Source organism: Streptomyces sp. NPDC014623 (assembly GCF_043088245.1).
Classification (GTDB): Bacteria; Actinomycetota; Actinomycetes; order Streptomycetales; family Streptomycetaceae; genus Streptomyces.
In genome coordinates this window covers 1-17,385 of sequence record NZ_JBIBZU010000012.1, presented here as the reverse complement: position 1 = coordinate 17,385, position 17,385 = coordinate 1, and the positions used below count along the sequence as shown (strand labels likewise).

Below are 17,385 nucleotides of genomic sequence, written 5' to 3'. Positions count from 1 at the left end.
AGCGGTCCGCTGGGCGATCCGGTGGAGGTTCGGTTCGGTGGGTGTACCCGAGCCGATGCCGGGGGGACTGACGTATGCCGCTCTCGACGAGCCGGCGGGGGCCCCGGTGCATGAACGCCCGGTCGGCCCGCGCCATGTCACGGCCTCCGGAGTCCAGGGGGAGCAGCTGCTGGCCGTCTGTTCGTCGACCGGGCAGGTGTCCTTGCCGCCGAGGAACCAGCCGTACGTCCGCGCCGGACGGGTGTGGTCGTGCCGGTCTCGACGGCCCGGGCCTCCTGCCCGGTCGTGACGCGCGCCGACGGTCGGGGGCTTCGGCGAACGGTGTGCGGTGGCAGGTCGTGTGACCGGTGGGGTGGTGTGCCAGGAGGTGCGGTGCATCAGGTCAGAAGGAAATCGGCCTGTCCGGCTTTGGCGCCCTGGATGAAGGCGGCGATCTCTCCGTTGGAGTAGATGAGTGCGGGTCCGTCGGGGTCCGCGGACTGGCGGACCGCCACCCTGCCGTCCGCCAGCTTCATGGCCTCGATGCAATTGCCGCCGTTACCACCGCTCCACGGCTTGTACCAGCCTTCGGTGCCGAGGTCGGCGGCCGGCATGCCGTTGTATATGTGGTTCATCACAGCTCCTTGCGGAAGTCCCTGAGGATTTCCTTCGTGCGTTGTGCAGTTGCGGCCTGAGCCGCCATTCGGTCCATGACCTCGAGGTAGGAAGCCACCTCGGGACGCGCGTCGAAGTAGACGGCGCCGGTCAGGTACTCGCTGTAGACCATGTCGGGGAGTTCGGGGACCGCGAAGCGGAAGAGGACGAACGGGCCGTACGTTCCCGGGTGGTGGCCGCTCGCGAACTCCGCGATCTGCAGGGTCACGTTGGGCAGGTCGGTCGCCTCGAGCAGGCGGTCGACCTGGGCCCGCATGGCGTCGGGACCGCCGACGGGGCGTCGCAGGACGGTCTCGTCCATCACCACCCACAGCTTCGGCGCCTCCGCCTTGGTGAGCAGTGACTGCCGCTCCATCCGCAGCGCCACATGACGCTCGATGTCCGCGGGCCGGGTCTGGCCGACCGCACCGGTGCGCAGGACGGAGCGCGCGTAGTCCTCGGTCTGCAGCAGGCCGGGGACGAAGTGCGGCTCGTAGGTGCGCAGGAGGCTCGCGGCGCCTTCCAGGCTGACGTACATGCTGAACCAGTCGGGCAGCACGTCGTGGAAGCGCTGCCACCAGCCGGGCTTGTTGGCCTCTTCGGCGAGTTCGACGAAGGCTTCGGTCTCGTCGTCGGCGATGCCGTAGGCCTTGAGGAGGAGCTGGACGTACGGGATCTTCAGCCCGACCTCGGCCGTCTCCATCCTGCGTATGGTCCCCGGGGCGACACGGAGCACCTTCGCCGCCTGGTCGCGGCTCAGGCCGACGCGCTCCCGCAGATCCTGCAGGCGCTTGCCGAGAACGACCTGGCCCACGGTCGGGGCGGACCGCGGTTCGCTCACTTCAGACCTCCCGATGCACTGTGTGCCAGCAGTGTGCCATGCGCACGGCTCCAGGGACACAGCCACTCTGAATTTTTCAGAGTGCCTCTTGCCAAGTGTTCCCGTCAGGGGGAGAGTTGGTGACCGAACCAAGTCCGCGTGATCGCGTCCGCCCTTTCCTGGGCGGTGCGAGGCGTGACACAGCCCCCACTGTGAGGAATCGGTCGTGGCACCTGGCAGTGCGCTCATCCCCCGGCTCATGGACCTCAGCCCCGGGGCGGAGGCGCTCCGTTACTGCTTCGCGCTGCCGGCGCACCCCGAGTCGGTGGCCGGCGCCCGGCGTCTCACGCGCGCCCGGCTGGCGGACTGGCGGCTGACCGGGGACACCCACGACGCGGCTGTGCTGATCGTCTCCGAGCTGTTCACCAACGCGGTGGTACACACCGTGAGCACACGGGTCGTCTGCGAGCTCCGCTGCGAGGGCAGCCGGTTGCGCGTCTCCGTGCAGGATCAGGGCCATCAGCCCGCAGGCCCCCGGCTGTCCCTCACCGCCGAGGGGGAGCACGGGCGCGGGCTGCTGCTCGTCGACTCCATGAGCGCCGCCTGGGGCTCCCACGCCGCGGGGGACCACTCGGGGCGCATCGTGTGGGCCGAGTTGCCGTACGGCCCGGAGCGGACATGCTGAGGCACGCCCTGTCCCAGTTGCTCGGCGCGCGCCGCGCCCGCCCCGTGGAGGGGGGCGCCCCCGGCAGGATCCGGCTGCCGCTGCCGCCCGCTCTGTCGGCGAGCCTCGGCTACGACGCGGTGGGTGTACCGGCGCGGTACGGGTTCCGGTTGATGTCGCATCTGCCGCGCGCCGGATGCGTGTTCGCCGACGCCGACCGGTGGTGGTGGATCGTGCCGTCGGGTTCGGACCTCGATCTGGACTGGCCGGAGCAGGCCTCGTACGCAGCCGGGGCCTACGTCCCCGCCGGACGGCCCCGGCTGATCCACGCGCCGGACAGCCGTACGCCCTACACTCCGCCCATTCCCCTCTTCCTCATGGTGTGCCAGGTCACCGGTGTGGTGCCGTCCTGGGGTCCTTCCGGCCGGCCGGGGGCCGTGCCCACTCGCTGACGGTCACGGCCGGTCGAGATAGGCGAGCCCCGGGTGGACCCTGGTGTATCCCTCGACCAGCCGGCGGGCCACGGAGACGGAGTCGACCAGCGGGTGCAGGGCGAAGGCCCGCACGGCCGCCGCCCGTGATCCGTTGCCTGCGGCTTCGAGCACGGCCCTCTCCACGGCTTTGACCGCCGTGACCAGTCCGACCGCGTGGTACGGGAGCGGGTCGACGGCGACGGGATGCGCGCCGTTGGCGTCGACCAGGCACGGCACCTCGATGACGGCGTCCGCGTCGAGTTCCGGGAGGGTGCCCCGGTTGCGGACGTCGAGGATCAGCGAGGTGCGTTCGTTGCGGGCGACCGCGCGCATCAGGGCGAGGGCCACCTGTTCGTAACCCCCGGACTCCAGATCGCTCTCCTCGCGTTCCCCGGCCCCGGCCACGTCCCGGTTCTCCGACATGTACGTCGCCTCACGTTCGGCGCGTGTACGGTCCCAGGTGGCCAGCGGCGGTGCGGCCGGGTCCTTCATCCGGGCGTAGAAGCCCTCCTGCTGTTCGCGGAGGAAGGCGCCGCGGGTCTGCTCGGCGTCCTGGTAGGCGCGGACCGCCTCCCGGTTGAAGTAGTAGTAGTGCAGGTACTCGTTGGGGATCGCGCCCAGCGAGCGCAGCCAGTCGGGACCGAAGAGCCTGCCCTCCTCGAAGGAGCCGAGCAGCACCGGATCCGCGAGCAGGCGCGGGAGTTCGTCGCGGCCCTCGACCCACAGGCCTCGGACCCATCCGAGGTGGTTGAGCCCGACGTAGTCGATCCGGGCCCGGTCCGGGTCCGCGCCCAGGACCCGGGCGATCCGGCGGCCGAGTCCCACCGGGGAGTCGCAGATACCGATGACCCGGTCGCCGAGGTGCCGGGCCATGGCCTCGGTGACCAGGCCCGCCGGATTGGTGAAGTTGATGACCCACGCGTCGGGGGCGAGCCGGGCGATGCGCCGGGCGAGGTCCATGGCGACGGGAACGGTGCGCAGTCCGTAGGCGATGCCACCGGCCCCGACCGTCTCCTGGCCCAGGACCCCTTCGTCGAGCGCGATCCGCTCGTCGGCGGCGCGGCCTTCCAGACCGCCGACCCGGATCGCTGAGAAGACGAAGTCCGCGCCTCGCAGGGCCTCTTCGAGGTCGCCGGTGGCGAGGACGGCGGGTGCGCCGTCGATGCCGGCCGCCTGTTCGGCGAGGACCCGGGCGACTGCCGTGAGCCGGTCCGCGTCCGTGTCGTACAGGGTCACCCGCGAGACGCGGCCTTCGGCGTGGTCCCCGAGCAGTGCCCCGTACACGAGAGGGACCCGGAACCCGCCTCCGCCAAGAATTGTCAGCTTCACGCTGCCCGATGGTACGGGGCGAGGGGCCGGGTGCCCCGGACCTCGGGGCCCGGGGCACCCGGCACGCCGCGGGCTGCCGGTGTCAGTGGCCGTTCCACCAGCGCACGACGGCGTGCCAGAGCCCCGCCGGCCCACCGCGCTGCGCCGGGACGGCCACTCCCGCTCCGGGCGCCGTGTGCGGCTCGGCGGTGTCCGCTCCGGCCGGGGCGGGGGCCGCCGGGGCCGCGGAGCCGCGCCGGGGGGCGGGGGGCGACGACACCTCCCAGTCGGCCTGCGGCCGGGACCGGGCCACCGCCGGCAGGGGCTCCGCGTCGATCTCCTGCTGCGGGCCGGGGGTGAAGCTGGCCGGCAGGTCCACCAGGTGCCGTGACACGAAGTTCCCGGTCCAGCTCAACTCGCTCTCGTCGACGCTGAGTTCCAGGTCGGGAAGGCGCATCAGCAGGGCGTCGACGCCTACGTCGGCGATGGCACGCCCGATGTCCTGGCCGGGGCACTCGTGAGGGCCGCTGCTGAACGCCAGATGGGCGCGGTTTCCCTCCATGCCGGCGGTGAGGTCGGGCCGGACCGCGGGGTCCGTGTTGGCCGGCGCGATACCGACGATGAGGGCGTCACCGGCCTTGATCTGCTGCCCGCCGAGCTCGGTGTCCCCCACCGCCCAACGGCCCAGGACGGAGGTGAACGGCGGCTCGTCCCACAGCGTCTGCTCGACGGCCTCGGGCACGGTCATGTGCCCGCCGCTGAGCCTGGCCCGGAACCTCGGGTCCGTGAGAACCATGCGCAGCACGTTGGCGATCAGGTTGGTGGTCGTCTCGTAGGCGACGATGAGAACCACCCGCAGGTGCTCGCTGACCTCCTTGTCGGTGAGTCCGGCGGGGTGTTCGACCAGCCAGGTGGCGAAGTCCTCGGCGGGCGCCTCCCGGCGGCGGCTGACCAGCCGGTCCAGCGCGCCGATCACGTAGGCGTTGCTCGCGACCGCGGTCTCCGAGCCTCGCGTCATGTCACGCGCGGCCTGCACCAGGCGGTCGTCGTACTCCTCCGGCATGCCGATGATCGCGCACATCACCATCATCGGCAGCCGCTCGGCGAACTGGCTGACCAGCTCGGCTCGGCCTTCCTGGCAGAAGTCGTTGACCAGCCGGTTGCTGTAGCGGTTGATGTGACGGCGCACGCCACGGGTGTCGATGCGCGCCATGCTGTCGGTGACCGCGCCGCGCAGCCGTTCGTGGGTGGCGCCTTCGGCGAACGAGCACACCGGCTGCCAGGTGAAGACGGGTGCGAGCGGGTGGTCCGGGCCCACACGGCCCTCCTGCAGGGCGCGCCAGCGGCGCGAGTCGCGGGAGAACTGTGAGGGGGTGCGGGTCATGTGGAGGTTCTCGCTGTGTCCGAGCACCAGCCAGGCGGGGACGTCCCCGTGCATCAGGACAGGTGCGACCGTGCCGTGTTCGGCGCGCAGCTTCTCGTACAGACCCGCGGGGTCCGCCTCGGCTTCGGGACCGTACAGCCGGCGCAGCCCGCCGGGCCCGGTGCCCGTGCCGTGCGCGGGGCATTGCGGGGGCGGAACCGGACCTGTGGGCGATCCGGGTTCATCGTGGAAGGGGGTTGTCACTGTGGCTCCAGGAAATAAGGCGTTCCGAGTCCGGGCGAGTGGGGACAGAGCCCGTTCAGAGGCGGAGGTGCGGGCCGCCCTCAGGTGAGCGGCACGGCAAGGCTGTGCAGGTAGCGCATCAGGGTCATCAGCACGTCGCGGCTGGAGGCGCGCAGCCGGGCGTCGCAGTCGATCATCGGTACCTCGTCCGGCAGGTCCAGGGCCCTGCGCAGGGCCTCCACGGGGTGATGCGGCGCCCCGGGGAAGGTGTTGACGGCCACGACGAACGGCACCCCGCGCTCCTCCAGCCTGCCGATGACGTCGAAACTGACCTGGAGCCGCCGGGTGTCGATGAGGACGACGGCTCCGAGCGCTCCTTCGAACAGGCCGTTCCACAGGAACCAGAAGCGTTCCTGGCCGGGGGTGCCGAACAGGTAGAGGATCAGTTCCTCGCTGAGGCTGATCCGGCCGAAGTCCATGGCCACGGTGGTGGCGGTCTTGGACTCCACCCCCGCGTTGTCGTCCACGCCGACGCCGGCCTGGGTCATGGTCTCTTCGGTCGTGAGGGGCCGGATCTCGCTCACCGAGCCGACCATGGTCGTCTTTCCGACCCCGAACCCGCCGACGACGACGACCTTCACCGCGGCCGTGGCCGTGTCGGGAAGGACGTCCTCGCTGCGGGGACCCGTGATCGTGTCAGAGCTTCTGAAGTCCATGCATCACCGCTTCGAGGAGGGACCGGTCAGGGAGTGTGGCGCGGACGATGGGCGCGCGCGACTCGATCAGTTCGGTCGCCAGGAGTTCTGTCAGGAGCGAGGTGACCACGCTGAAGGGGAGACTCAGGTAGGCCGAGATCTCGGCGACGGACAACGGCGCCTTGCAGAGCCGCAGGATCGCGGCCTGCTCGGGCTGGACCGTGGGCGACGGCTCCGCCTGCGCCACCACCATGGTGACGAGGTCGAGTTCCGCTCTTTCGCCGTCAGGGGCCCCGGTGATCACATACAGCCGTTCCGGGTCGCTCACCGCCGGGTCGGCCTTTCGGCGTTCTCGTCGGGGGGGACTCATCCGGACTGCCCGCCGTGGCGTGGAGGACTCGTCAGGTGCGCTCCGATGCGGACGACCATGTCCCGCATGCGGGCACCGACCAGCCCGGCGTCGACCGTCTCACCGGCCAGGACCGCGAGGTAGGCGCCGGTGCCCGCGGCCATCAGGTAGAAGAACCCTCCGGTGACCTCGATGACGACGAGCTTCATCAGGCCGTCGCTGTAGGGGATCTCGGTGGCGACGGCTGCGGCCAGGCTCTGCAGTCCTGCACATGCCGCCGCGAGACGGTCGGCGACGTCGGGATCACCTCCGTGCCGGGCGATCCGGAGTCCGTCGGCGGAGAGCACCACGATCTGATGGATGCTCGGTACGTCGTCGGCCAGTTCCTTGAGCATCCAGTCCATGTTTCCCCGTTGCTGGATCACTTCTCGTCTCCCTTGTCCCACGCGTCGTCAGAGTCTGCGGCGGTCTTCGGCTCCTCGGGCACCCCGTTGACGGCCTGTGTGAAGGCCTCCAGCCAGAGACCGGGAGGCGCCGAGCCGCCGCCGTGCCCGTTGCGCGCGACGGGCTCCGCCGCCGGCGCGGACTGCTGCGGGAGGTTGTGCGAACCGAGGGGTGCGCGTCCTCGGCTGCGGCGCTGCGGGAGCCCTCCCTCGGTCCACTCGGTCACGACGATCTCGTCGTCTCCCATGGCTGCCGCCGCGGACGCGGGCCGTGCGGCGGACGCCGCCGGGGCGGGGGAAGCGAGTGACGGGACGGGCCCGGTGGCGGTGGGGCGTGCCTTGTGCTTGCCCCGCGGGGGGACGACGTGCTGCATCTGCGACATGTCGAGCGAACTCTGGGGGCGCGAGGTGGCGCCGATGCCGTGCGCGATGCCGGGGGCGGGCCCGGTGGTGATCATGTCGCGCGGCACGATGAGTACGGCGCGGACCCCTCCGTACGCGGACTGCCTCAGGGAGACCTGGAGTTGGTACATGCGGGCGAGCCGGCCGACCACGGCCATTCCGAGGCGTGGGGACTCCCCGAGGTCGTTCATGTTGATGCCGGCCTGGGCCTGGGCGAGCATGTTCTCGGCCCTCGCCCGGGCCTCCTCGCTGAGGCTGACGCCGCCGTCCTCGATCTCGATGGCGATGCCGGTCTGCACCTCGACCGCGGTGACGTGCACCCGGGTCTGGGGGGGTGAGTAGCGCGTCGCGTTGTCGAGGAGTTCGGCGCAGGCGTGGATGAGCGGTTCGACGGCGGTTCCGACGATGGCGACCTTGGCGATCGAGTGCAGATCCACGCGCTGGTACTCGAGGATCCGGGACATCGCACCGCGCAGCACGCTGAAGAGAGGTACGGCCTTGGGCCACTGGCGGCTGGGGCGGGCGCCGCCGAGTACGGCGATGGAGTCGGCGAGCCGGCCGATCAGCGCGGTGCCGTGGTCGATGCGGAGCAGGTCGTCGAAGACATCGGGGTTACGCCCGTGGTGGTCCTCCATCTCCCGGAGCTCACTGGCCTGCCGGTGGACGATGGCCTGGACGCGGCGGGCGACACTGACGAAGGCGCGCTGCGCGGAGTCACGCATCGCCTCCTCGTTGTCGACGATGTCGAGGACCTGGAGGACCAGGGCGCGTTGCGCCCTGGGGAGGTTGCGGTAGGACTCGTCCGCGTCGACGATGTCGCGCATCACTTCCTGCGGCGAGTTGCTGGCACGCAGCCGGCGGATCGCGGCGGGCAGGAGCTCCTTGCTGAGCCGCTCGGTCTCCCGGTCGTACGTGGCGATGCGGTGTTCCAGGTGGGCGATGCGCTGTTCGTACTCGACGCGCTGGACATGCGCCGCCCGGCGTCGGCGGCGCAGCACGACGGTGAGCGAGGCGACCACGACTGTGGCGAGCGCACCGCACCAGATGACTGCCGCCCGTGTGGCGCCGGTGACCGGCACCGCGCCGGCGGCGGTGGCGCCGGCCATCAGCACGACGGGCAGGAGCGCGGCGCGGACTACGGGGATGTCTCTGTTGGTCGGCGGTGATTCAACACGGACCATCTAAACCCTCTGGCGGTTGATTCGGGAAGGCATTCGGGAAGCACGGCACTTGCACGGACAGTTGTGAACAAGTGCTCGAATTCATATCAACTCGACTTCACTGCGCGTGAGCCTAGCCAGATCAGAACAGTGCTTCGGCATATTCGCCCAACCCCCTGCGCGAACCCGTCGGCGGTAATACACTCGCCAGTTTTCGCACTCACCGGCGTCGAGCGTGCGCGGGGAGTGACGTCATGCGGGAATCAGGAGAAAGCGGGCCGCAGCGTCCCCTTCTGCGGGACACCGGACGCGAGGGCTCTCTCCGTGAGGTATCGAATACCCTGCAGAAACAGAAAAGTATTCGCACTCAAGATCGAAAATCGTCAGAAAAGACGAATATAACTGCACCGCAGAACGGGACGAGGGCACATGTGATCGAACCGGATCGAAAGGCGCAGTTTCCTGAGCGACGGACAGGCGTACGAATACTCAGGCGCACAGTCGGCGGGGTGGTACCGCCGGATCGCCGGAGTCCCGCCTGCCGCCCTCGCGGCCGTCCTCACCTCGCGCCGCCCTCACCGTCGGTGAGGGCGGCCGGCCGCGCGGCAGCCGCCCGGCCCTGCCCGCCCGTCCGCGGGCGGGTGTCTCCTCAGCGGCGTCCGCCGCCGCCGAGCCGGCCCTCCAGCTGGACCAGCAGCTCGCCGAGCTGTCCGCTGAGGGCGCTGCGGGTCTCCTCGCCGAGCCCGGAGAGCACCGCCCGCTCATAGGCGAGCTGTTCGGGCAGCAGGCGGTCGACCAGGTCACGCCCCGTCTCCGTGAGCCCGACGTGGGCGACCCTGCGGTCCCTGGCGTCACTGCGGCGGCCGATCAGGCCGGACTCCTGCAGGACGCGCAGCCGCTTGGTGACGGCGGCTCCGGACGAGAAGGTCTCCCGGGCCAGCTCGCCGGGGGTCAGTTCGTGGTCGGTGCGCCGCATCGCGCCGAGCAGATCGAATTCGGCGCGGGTGAGTCCGGCTGCCCGCAGAGGGGCGTCCTCGGCCTGCTGGAGAAGGGCCGCGCAGCGGTTGATGCGGCCGATGAGTTCCATCGGTCCGGTGTCCAGCTCCGGGTTGACGGCTTGCCACTGCCGCACCACCGAGGCCACGATGTCGTCGCTCACGCCGCTCCGTTCTCCGGGGGCAGGGTGGTCAGCCCCTGCCTTCGTGCTGTCGCCGCGAGCGTACGGTGCCCTGCCTGTTCGGCCGCCAGCAACTCCTCCTCGGGCAGGGCGCGCTGCCACCACTCGCCCGACGCGACGTCACTCGCGTCGCGCAGTTCGACCAGGGAGGCGGTCAGCCTCCTGCGGGCTGCTTCGAGTACCGGGGCGTCGGCCGTCGGGGCGGCGGCCGCCCGTTCGGCGCGGTGGCGGGCCTCCGCTGCCGCGGCGAGGGCCCGCTCCACGCGGCCGGACGCGCGGCGGTTGGTGACGGCGATCGCGGCCAGGAGGCCGACCGTCACTCCGACGAGGGTGTCCAGAGCGCGGTCGGCGACGAGCTCGCCCGCCGGCTGGAAGCCGCCGAATTCCAGGATCAGCAGGGCCATCGGAGTGACGGCGACGGAGCCGAGCCAGTAGTTGCGGGTGATCAGGGCCTCTGCGGCGAAGTCGAAGAACAGGACGCACAGGACGAGGACGAGCGGGCCAACCCGGGCGAACGGGATGACGGCCGCGAAGACCAGAACACCGAGAAGGTTGCCGACCGTCCGCTGCAGGGCCCTGCTCCAGGAGAGGCTGAGGTTGGGCTGGTAGACCGAGGCCGCGGTGACGAGAGCCCAGTAAGGGTGGCCGGCCCCGAGCGCCGAGGACACGTATCCGGCCAGGGCGCACCCGACGAGGGTGCGGAAGGCGACCGGCAGCACCGGGGAGCCGGGGCCGAGTGCGCGCAGCAGCCTGCGCCGGGCCTCACGCCGGCCGCGCCTCATCCGCTGTCCGGCCCGTTCGGCGTCGATCCCGAAGAGCTCTTCGACGGTGCCTGGCGCGGGCGGCGGGCCGGGGACGGGGCCGCGGGCCCGTGTCGCCGCCGCCCAGCGGCGCAGTTCGCCGGGGCCGGCGCCGGAGAGGTGACCGTCGGCCGCCGTGGCGGCGAGGGCCCGTTCGGCGTGGACGACGAGCCGCTCGAGCCCCTGGCGCACGGGGGTGGGGCGCCCGGCGGCCAGCAGTGACTGCCAGGCGGCCTGGACCGCGGCGGCCGCGGCGTGCCGGGTCCGGGCGTCGGGTTCCGCCGCGTACGCCGCGGCCGCGTCGAGCGCCCGGGCGGTGGCCAGGCGCTCGGGCCCCTCCCGGTGCCACAGGACCGGGCCGACGGTGACCAGCCAGGAGAAGGCACCCGTGGCCAGCATCAGGGCCATGTGCCCGGGCAGCTGTCCGGGCTCCTGCGGGACGAAGAGTGCGGCCGAGGTGACGAAGGCGAAGATCACGTTGCCCGGCGGGCCGATGCGGGTCGCGTCGCAGAAGGTCTTCTGCACGGCCGCGAGCAGCGCGCCGACCGCGATCAGCACGGCGGTCGAGCCGGTGGCCGAGGCGGTGACCAGAGCGACGGCGAAGCCCGCGGCCATCCCCAGGATCACGCGCAGGACGGTGTGTGCCCTGCGGGCGTAGGGCAGGTTGTGCCCGTAGAGAGCGCAGAGCGATCCCGCCATGGTGTACATGACGAGGTCGAGGCGGTCGAGGGAGTACAGCAGCAGGTTCGGGACGCCCGAGGCGACCACCACGCTCAGCGCGGGCTTGTACCAGGTCTCCGCAGGGCTCTTCAGCCGCAGGACGCCGGCGACCGGCAGTTTGTGGACGGATGACTTCCGGGGTCGCACAGCTGTATCACTCACCTATTTATCTTAACAGGTGTTACACATGTAAAATATTCCATGGGCGCACCGCACACCGCCGGTCCCCCGCGCGGCCATGACGTGTTGCACGACAGCCCAGGAAAGGGCCGGGCCGTACACCTCGGGAGGAATCGGAGGAAGACCGCGGGACCCAGGGCGCGAGCCGGTGCCCGACGGCCGCTGCCGGGCCCGCGACGAGGGCAGACCCCTCGCGGGCGAGCCCGCGTCCGACGGCACGGACCTCGTGGAACCGACCGGTCCCGCCCGGTACACCGGCTGCGCTCCGGAGCACCGACGCCGGTCGTCGCGGGCCGCGAGGACCCGGCGGCACCGCCCGCACACGCCCGGGAGACCGCCGACGCGATCCCGGACACCACGCTGACCGAGCTGCCACGCGCCTTCCGTCCGGCTCCCGCCGGACGTCCGGAGGCCGTGCGGGAGGCGCTGCGCGCCCACTTCGCCCTCCGGGAGCGCGGGGGCGGGGCGATGGTGCGCCGAGAGGTCCTGGGCGATGCGCACGTGGACCGGGCGCAGGCCGCGACCACGGAGTTCACCGCACCCTTCCAGGACTTCGTCTCCCGCTACACCTGGGGCGAGATCTGGACCGACCCGACGGCGTCCCGGCGCGAGCGCAGCCTGTCCGCCCTGGTCGCGCACGTCCGTGCGGCGGTACGCAGCGGTCTCAGCCCCGCGAGATCGGCGCGGCCTTCCTGCGGGCGGGGGTCCACCGCGGGGTCCCGGCGGCGAATTCGGTGTTCGCGACGGCCGAGCGGGTGCCGGCGGAGACGGGCGAGGCGGAGCGGCCGGAGCAGGGGCGGGACGCGGGTGGGAGTCAGACCGGCTGACCGCCGGCCCGCACGCACGCGTGGACGTGCACACCGGCCGTCCACCGGCGCGCGGCTTCCCCGCCCGCCGATGCCTTCGAGGGGGGACCCGGCCTCGGCCGCGACACGGCAGGACGCCTCGTTCAGCACCGGGCGGACGAGTTCGAGGCGTCCGAAGCCGGTTTCCCCGTCGAAGGCCCACCGCCCGGGCGAGGCCGGGGCCCCGGCCCGCGGGGAGGACCGGGTAGGCGCACTCCGCGTATCCGACGGCCGGAATCAGGTCGCGCAGCGCGATGCGGCCGAACCGTGCGTCGAAAACCCGCCGAACGGCGGGCTGAACTCATTGAACGTTCACACATCCTCTACGATGGTGCCGATGACCGGAGTGAGCGGGCGGACGGACCGGCGACGGGGTGGCTCCGGCCTGCCCTCCGCAGTGGTCCGGGCGCTGGTGCTCGCGGCGGTGTTCCTCTGCTGCTCCCCGGCCGGTACGGCTTCCCTCTCCGCTGGCCCTCCTTCCGTGACAGCCCTCAGGGCCTTCACCCCGGCCCCCGCGACCGCTGTGGCGGTCGTCGTGGCCGACGCCCCGGACGAACGCGGGATCGGCAGCTCGTGTCACGGAACGACGGATCACACGACGGCCGTCGTGCTTTCCGGCCACCCCGCTCCCGTAGCCCTGCCCTGTTCCTCGGCGGCGCACCGGGCCGCCCCGCTCACCGGCGCCGCGGCCGTCCGGGGCCCCGCGAACGACTCGGTGGGCGCTGTCGACCGGCTACGTCTGCAGGTCCAGCGGATCTAGGCCCGCCCGGGTCCGCCCTCCGCGCCGTCGATGCGCCGGGGGCCGGCCGTCCGTGCGCCTTCGCCCCCGTGCGGCGCGCCTTCCGCGCCCGCGACCCGCTGAACCCGAGGACCTGACATGGCTTCCGCCAAGAACCAGAACAACCCTGCCGCCGCGCGCCGCGCCAAGCTCGAGGAGGCCCGCCGCAAGGAGCGCGCCCGGGAGCGCCGCAGCCGTCTCATCACCATCACCGCGGCCGTCGTGGTGCTCGCCGGCCTGGTCGCCGGGGGCGGCTACCTGGTGTCGGCCGCGGACGAGCAGGACAAGGCCGAGGAGAAGGCGAGGACCTCGCCCGTCACAGGTGAGAAGTCCTGGGACGACCTGGCCCAGGACCACGTGCAGACACCCGTCGACTACCCGATGAACCCGCCGGTCGGCGGTGACCACAACCCGGTCTGGATGAACTGCGACGCCGACGTCTACACCGAGGCGATACCGAACGAGAACGCCGTCCACTCCCTGGAGCACGGCGCCGTCTGGGTCACGTACAACGACAAGGCGAAGGAGGCGGACGTCAAGGCGCTCTCCGAGCGCGTCTCGAAGACGCCCTACTCCCTGATGAGTCCCGTGGCCGGCCAGAAGGACCCGCTGATGCTCAGCGCCTGGGGCAAGCAGCTCACCGTGAAGAGCGCCACCGACGCCCGCGTCGCGCAGTTCTTCACCAAGTACGTCCAAGGCGCGCAGACCCCGGAGCCGGGCGCCGCCTGCTCCGGCGGGGTCGCCCGGTGACCCCCTCCGCGCGGGCTCCCCGTTCGCTGGTGTGGGCGGGGGCCGTGGTGTTCGTCGTGGCCGCGGGGCTGATCCTGCTGATGGTCGTACGGCCTTCGGCGGCCTCCTCGTCCGGCTCCGGGAAGTCCGGTGCCGTCCCCGCGGAGAACTCCGCCGATGTGGGCTTCGCCCGGGACATGTCGGTCCACCACCAGCAGGCGGTGGAGATGGCGTTCCTCGTGCGGGACCGCACCGACGACGAGGACGTGCGCCGGCTCGCGTACGACATCATCAACACCCAGGCCAACCAGCGGGGCATGATGCTGGGCTGGCTGGAGTCCTGGGACAGGCCCAAGAGTTCGGACCGGCCGCCGATGGAGTGGATGGGCCACCCGGCCACCCCGTCCGACGGCTCGCTCATGCCGGGCATGGCGACGGACACGGATCTGGACGGGCTGCGCGCGGCGGCGGGAAGGGAGGCCGAGGTGCTGTTCCTGCGGCTGATGACCGCCCACCACCGCGCCGGGGCGGACATGGCCCGGGCGGCGGCCGGGACGGCGGGCACGGACGAGATCAGGGGCCTGGCGGCAGGGATGGCCCGGGCCCAGGAGTCGGAGATCTCGCTCATGACCGGCATGCTGCGGGCCAGGGGCGCCCGGCCCTGAGCCCTTCGGGGCCGCCCTGCGCCGGGCGGGTCCGGTGGCGCGTGCCGCCGGACCCGCCCGCCTTCGCGGCACCGCGAATTCACCTGGTGCCCGTGTCCCCCTCATGGACACGACACCCCGGCAGCGCTCCGTCGCCCGACACTTCCTGATGAGCCATGGACATGTCCCTCTCACGACAGGAAGCCTTCGTGCGCATGCACCGCTCCCCCCGCCTGGCTGCCACCGCCCTCCTCGGTACGGCACTGATCACCCTGGTCCCGTTGTCACCCGCGCACGCCCGGCCACTGCCCTCGGTCGGCGCGACGGCCGAGACCGCCGCACTGTACGACGACGAGGCGGGTGGCAACGCGAACGCCGACGACCCGGCGATCTGGCGCAACGACGCGGATCCCGGCCGCAGCCTCGTCGTCGCCACCGCCAAGGAGGGCGGGCTGCGGGTCTACGGCCTGGACGCTTCCCTGGTCCAGACGATTCCCGCACCGTCCCCCGCGACGGAGGACGACGCTCCCGGCAGGTTCAACAACGTCGACCTGGTGACCGGGCTCCGGACCCCGTCCGGCCGTGCCGATGTCGCCGTGGTGAGCGACCGGGGCAACGACCGCCTCCGCATCTACCGTGTCGACCCCTCGCAGCCCGGCGGCCCGCTGAAGGACGTCACCGACCCCGGTGCCGCCCCGGTCTTCTCGTCCGGCCAGGCGGAGATCAACGAGCAGCGGACCGCGTACGGTCTCGCCACCTGGCAGGACCGCTCCACGGGGCGTGCGTACGCGCTCGTCAGCCGGCGCAACACCACGGACGTCGCGCTGCTGGAGCTGCGGCCGACGGCTGCGGGCACGCTGGGCTACCGCCTGGTGCGCACCCTCTCGCTCCCCTCGTCCTTCCGGCTTCCGGACGGCACCTCGTGGACGCCGTGCGGTGAGCCGGGTGAGCTGCCCCAGGTCGAGGGCATGGTCGTCGACCCGGCGGACGGCACGCTCTACGCGGGCCAGGAGGACGTCGGCATCTGGCGGCTGCCCGCAGGACTGGGCGGACGCCCGGTCCTGGTGGACAAGGTCAGGGAGTACGGCGTCCCCGGGACGTACGACCCGGAGACGGAGGAGTGCGCGCCCGGCGCCGACCCCGGCTTCGGCGGCAAGCGGCTGGCGGCCGACGTGGAGGGGCTGACCCTCCTCCGTGAGTCCGGCGGCGACGGTTACCTCATGGCGTCGGGCCAGGGTGACGACAGTTTCGTCCTGTACGACCGCGAGGTCTCCGAGGGCAACGAGTACGAAGGCGGCTTCCGTGTCACCGCCGTCTCCGCCGACCTCGACGGCAGCGAGGAGTGCGACGGTGCCGCCGTGCTCGGCGAACCGCTGGGTTCCCGTTATCCGCACGGGCTGCTCGTGGTCCAGGACGGGCACGAGACCTCCGCGTCGGGCGACGAGGAGGGCCGGGAGGCGACCGGCTTCAAGTTCGTCGACCTGCGGGCGGTGACGGACGCGGCGGACTTGTAGGAGGCCCCGCGGGAGCCGTCTCCCGAGGGGCATCGCATAGGCTCGTCACCCATATGAAGAGCTACCTCGCGCCCCTGGGGTCCAAGGCCGACAAGGACACCGTACGACGCCACAACCTGAGCCTCGTGCTGCGCGCCGTACGGGACGAGGGCGAGGCCGGCGAGGCGACCCGGGCCGGGGTCTCGGCCCGGGTCGGACTCACCCGGGCCGCGGTGTCCTCGCTGGTGGAACAGCTGCTGGACAGCGGTTTCGTCACCGAGTCGGGCAAGACGTTCAGCGGGCAGGCCGGGCGCCCCGGCACGGCCCTGAAGGTGGCGCGCACTGGGCCCGCCGGGCTCGGCGTGGAGGTCAACATCGACTACGTGTCGGTGTGTGTCGTGGATCTGGCGGGCACCGGCCGGGTGCGGCAGACCGAACACCTGGACAACCGCGGTGCCCCGCCCGAAGAGGTCCTGGCCCGGGCGGCGGGGATCGCCGCCCGCACCCTGGAATCCGCGCGGGAGCAGGATCTCTGTCCGGTCGGTACGGCGCTCGCCCTACCGGGTCTCGTCTCGGGCGGCTCGGTACGCCAGGCGCCGAACCTGGGCTGGAACCAGGTCGCCGCCGAGGAACTGTTCGCTCAGGCGCTCGCCGGCCTGCGTCCCGGCACCGCGCCGCTGCCCGTGCGCTCGGAGAACGAGGCGAACCTCGCGGCGCTGGCCGAGCTGTGGTTCGGTGGGCTCGGCACGGTCCGCAGCTTCCTCTATCTGACGGGCGAGATCGGTGTCGGTGGCGCCCTGGTGCTCGACGGTGAACTGCTGCGCGGCGCGCACGGTTTCGCCGGGGAGATCGGACACGTGGTGGTGGACCCGGCGGGCCCTGAGTGCAGATGCGGTTCGCGCGGCTGTCTGGAGCAGTACGCCGGTCAGTCGGCTCTGCTGCGCGCGGCCGGCATCGGCGAGGCCGCCGGCGGGGCCGCGGGGGTGATGGAGCTGGAGCGGCGGGCGCAGGCGGGTGACCCCGTGACGCTGGCCGCCGTGGCCGGCGCCGGCCGGATGCTGGGGCGGGTGCTGTCCGGCGCGGTGAATCTGTTCGATCCGGATGCGGTGGTGCTCGGCGGTATCTACCGCGGCCTGATGCCGTGGCTCTCGCCGCCCGCCGACGAGGAGCTCACGGGCCGCGTGGTGTCCGGCCTGTGGTCCCGGGGCGGAGGCAGGCTGCGCGCGTCGTCCGTCGCGGGCGACGCCGCGCGGGGCGCGGCGGCGCTGGTCGTCCAGGACGTGCTGGCCGACCCGGCGGCGTACGCCCGGCCCACGCCGGCGGACGTCCGAGAGCCAGGTCCTGGGTGCCCGGGGGTCCACCGGGCACCCAGGACACCCGGGGGTGTCAGCGGACGTTGAGGAGGTGTTCCATGGCGAGCTGGTCGAGGGCTTCGAAGGCCATGGAGCGTTCCGCCGCGGCGGTGG

Annotated in this window: 16 protein-coding genes and 3 pseudogenes; 8 read left to right on the top strand and 11 right to left on the bottom strand. The window is 72.1% G+C overall.

Translation table 11 applies throughout. From position 1 onward, the window contains the following. Nucleotides 1-51: 51 nt before the first annotated feature. From ACF1FZ_RS19975 to ACF1FZ_RS19965, 3 genes and pseudogenes are all read right to left on the bottom strand, one after another. Nucleotides 52-378, bottom strand: a pseudogene (locus ACF1FZ_RS19975) (hypothetical protein); the annotation flags it as partial. Then, nucleotides 378-614 (bottom strand): DUF397 domain-containing protein, encoded by a 237-nt coding sequence (locus tag ACF1FZ_RS19970; RefSeq protein WP_014049581.1) that lies wholly within the window; start codon nt 612-614, stop codon nt 378-380. The gene ACF1FZ_RS19970 and the pseudogene ACF1FZ_RS19975, both read right to left, overlap by 1 nt. Continuing rightward, nucleotides 614-1,474, bottom strand: coding sequence for a helix-turn-helix domain-containing protein (locus tag ACF1FZ_RS19965; RefSeq protein ID WP_391774717.1), 861 nt, complete (start codon nt 1,472-1,474; stop codon nt 614-616). Before ACF1FZ_RS19965 ends, ACF1FZ_RS19970 begins: the two co-directional genes overlap by 1 nt. Before the next feature lie 205 nt (nt 1,475-1,679). Between ACF1FZ_RS19965 and ACF1FZ_RS19960 the strand changes: the two genes are divergently transcribed. Both ACF1FZ_RS19960 and ACF1FZ_RS19955 read left to right on the top strand, forming a co-directional pair. Then, complete coding sequence (locus ACF1FZ_RS19960) at nt 1,680-2,138, top strand: ATP-binding protein (protein ID WP_391774716.1); 459 nt, start codon at nt 1,680-1,682, stop codon at nt 2,136-2,138. Continuing rightward, nucleotides 2,132-2,569, top strand: coding sequence for a hypothetical protein (locus tag ACF1FZ_RS19955; RefSeq protein WP_391774715.1), 438 nt, complete (start codon nt 2,132-2,134; stop codon nt 2,567-2,569). The genes ACF1FZ_RS19960 and ACF1FZ_RS19955 overlap by 7 nt, the downstream gene beginning before the upstream one ends. A 3-nt stretch (nt 2,570-2,572) precedes the next feature. Here ACF1FZ_RS19955 and ACF1FZ_RS19950 read toward each other — a convergent pair whose 3' ends face one another. The 8 genes from ACF1FZ_RS19950 to ACF1FZ_RS19915 all read right to left on the bottom strand — a co-directional run bounded on the left by ACF1FZ_RS19950 (nt 2,573) and on the right by ACF1FZ_RS19915 (nt 11,412). Further along, complete coding sequence (locus ACF1FZ_RS19950) at nt 2,573-3,919, bottom strand: 6-phospho-beta-glucosidase (protein ID WP_391774714.1); 1,347 nt, start codon at nt 3,917-3,919, stop codon at nt 2,573-2,575. An 82-nt stretch (nt 3,920-4,001) separates the two neighbouring features. Continuing rightward, entirely contained in the window at nt 4,002-5,525 is a 1,524-nt protein-coding gene (locus tag ACF1FZ_RS19945; protein ID WP_391774713.1) for a cytochrome P450, read from the bottom strand. Nucleotides 5,526-5,605: 80 nt separating this feature from the next. Further along, a complete protein-coding gene (locus tag ACF1FZ_RS19940; RefSeq protein ID WP_391774712.1) occupies nt 5,606-6,220 on the bottom strand; it encodes an ATP/GTP-binding protein in 615 nt (204 codons plus the stop codon). Beyond that, complete coding sequence (locus tag ACF1FZ_RS19935; RefSeq protein WP_391774711.1) at nt 6,201-6,569, bottom strand: DUF742 domain-containing protein; 369 nt, start codon at nt 6,567-6,569, stop codon at nt 6,201-6,203. Before ACF1FZ_RS19935 ends, ACF1FZ_RS19940 begins: the two co-directional genes overlap by 20 nt. After that, on the bottom strand, nt 6,566-6,973 hold the full coding sequence (locus tag ACF1FZ_RS19930; protein ID WP_391774710.1) for a roadblock/LC7 domain-containing protein: 408 nt from the start codon (nt 6,971-6,973) through the stop codon (nt 6,566-6,568). Before ACF1FZ_RS19930 ends, ACF1FZ_RS19935 begins: the two co-directional genes overlap by 4 nt. Next, complete coding sequence (locus ACF1FZ_RS19925; RefSeq protein ID WP_391774709.1) at nt 6,970-8,574, bottom strand: sensor histidine kinase; 1,605 nt, start codon at nt 8,572-8,574, stop codon at nt 6,970-6,972. The genes ACF1FZ_RS19930 and ACF1FZ_RS19925 overlap by 4 nt, the downstream gene beginning before the upstream one ends. A 628-nt stretch (nt 8,575-9,202) precedes the next feature. Beyond that, on the bottom strand, nt 9,203-9,712 hold the full coding sequence (locus ACF1FZ_RS19920) for a MarR family winged helix-turn-helix transcriptional regulator (RefSeq protein WP_391774708.1): 510 nt from the start codon (nt 9,710-9,712) through the stop codon (nt 9,203-9,205). Continuing rightward, nucleotides 9,709-11,412 (bottom strand): FUSC family protein, encoded by a 1,704-nt coding sequence (locus tag ACF1FZ_RS19915; RefSeq protein WP_391774707.1) that lies wholly within the window; start codon nt 11,410-11,412, stop codon nt 9,709-9,711. Before ACF1FZ_RS19915 ends, ACF1FZ_RS19920 begins: the two co-directional genes overlap by 4 nt. Before the next feature lie 288 nt (nt 11,413-11,700). Here ACF1FZ_RS19915 and ACF1FZ_RS19910 point away from each other — a divergent pair. From ACF1FZ_RS19910 to ACF1FZ_RS19885, 6 genes and pseudogenes are all read left to right on the top strand, one after another. Next, nucleotides 11,701-12,257, top strand: a pseudogene (locus ACF1FZ_RS19910) (4-carboxymuconolactone decarboxylase); the annotation flags it as partial. A gap of 346 nt (nt 12,258-12,603) precedes the next feature. Then, nucleotides 12,604-13,035, top strand: a complete 432-nt coding sequence (locus ACF1FZ_RS19905; protein ID WP_391774706.1) for a hypothetical protein — start codon at nt 12,604-12,606, stop codon at nt 13,033-13,035. A gap of 117 nt (nt 13,036-13,152) precedes the next feature. Beyond that, nucleotides 13,153-13,803, top strand: coding sequence for a DUF3105 domain-containing protein (locus ACF1FZ_RS19900; RefSeq protein WP_391774705.1), 651 nt, complete (start codon nt 13,153-13,155; stop codon nt 13,801-13,803). Further along, on the top strand, nt 13,800-14,447 hold the full coding sequence (locus tag ACF1FZ_RS19895; RefSeq protein WP_391774704.1) for a DUF305 domain-containing protein: 648 nt from the start codon (nt 13,800-13,802) through the stop codon (nt 14,445-14,447). The genes ACF1FZ_RS19900 and ACF1FZ_RS19895 overlap by 4 nt, the downstream gene beginning before the upstream one ends. 161 nt (nt 14,448-14,608) lie before the next feature. Continuing rightward, the gene (locus ACF1FZ_RS19890; protein WP_391774703.1) at nt 14,609-15,940 is read left to right on the top strand and encodes a phytase; all 1,332 of its coding nucleotides are present in this window, start codon (nt 14,609-14,611) and stop codon (nt 15,938-15,940) included. Nucleotides 15,941-15,993: 53 nt separating this feature from the next. Next, nucleotides 15,994-17,235: pseudogene (locus tag ACF1FZ_RS19885) on the top strand (ROK family protein); the annotation flags it as partial. Nucleotides 17,236-17,385: the final 150 nt, after the last annotated feature.

Coding starts and splice junctions, on each gene's coding strand:
- ACF1FZ_RS19970 (WP_014049581.1), bottom strand. CDS start 614: ATGAACCACATATACAACGGCATGCCGGCCGCCGACCTCGGCACCGAA.
- ACF1FZ_RS19955 (WP_391774715.1), top strand. CDS start 2,132: ATGCTGAGGCACGCCCTGTCCCAGTTGCTCGGCGCGCGCCGCGCCCGC.
- ACF1FZ_RS19940 (WP_391774712.1), bottom strand. CDS start 6,220: ATGGACTTCAGAAGCTCTGACACGATCACGGGTCCCCGCAGCGAGGAC.
- ACF1FZ_RS19935 (WP_391774711.1), bottom strand. CDS start 6,569: ATGAGTCCCCCCCGACGAGAACGCCGAAAGGCCGACCCGGCGGTGAGC.
- ACF1FZ_RS19925 (WP_391774709.1), bottom strand. CDS start 8,574: ATGGTCCGTGTTGAATCACCGCCGACCAACAGAGACATCCCCGTAGTC.
- ACF1FZ_RS19905 (WP_391774706.1), top strand. CDS start 12,604: ATGGTGCCGATGACCGGAGTGAGCGGGCGGACGGACCGGCGACGGGGT.
- ACF1FZ_RS19900 (WP_391774705.1), top strand. CDS start 13,153: ATGGCTTCCGCCAAGAACCAGAACAACCCTGCCGCCGCGCGCCGCGCC.
- ACF1FZ_RS19890 (WP_391774703.1), top strand. CDS start 14,609: ATGTCCCTCTCACGACAGGAAGCCTTCGTGCGCATGCACCGCTCCCCC.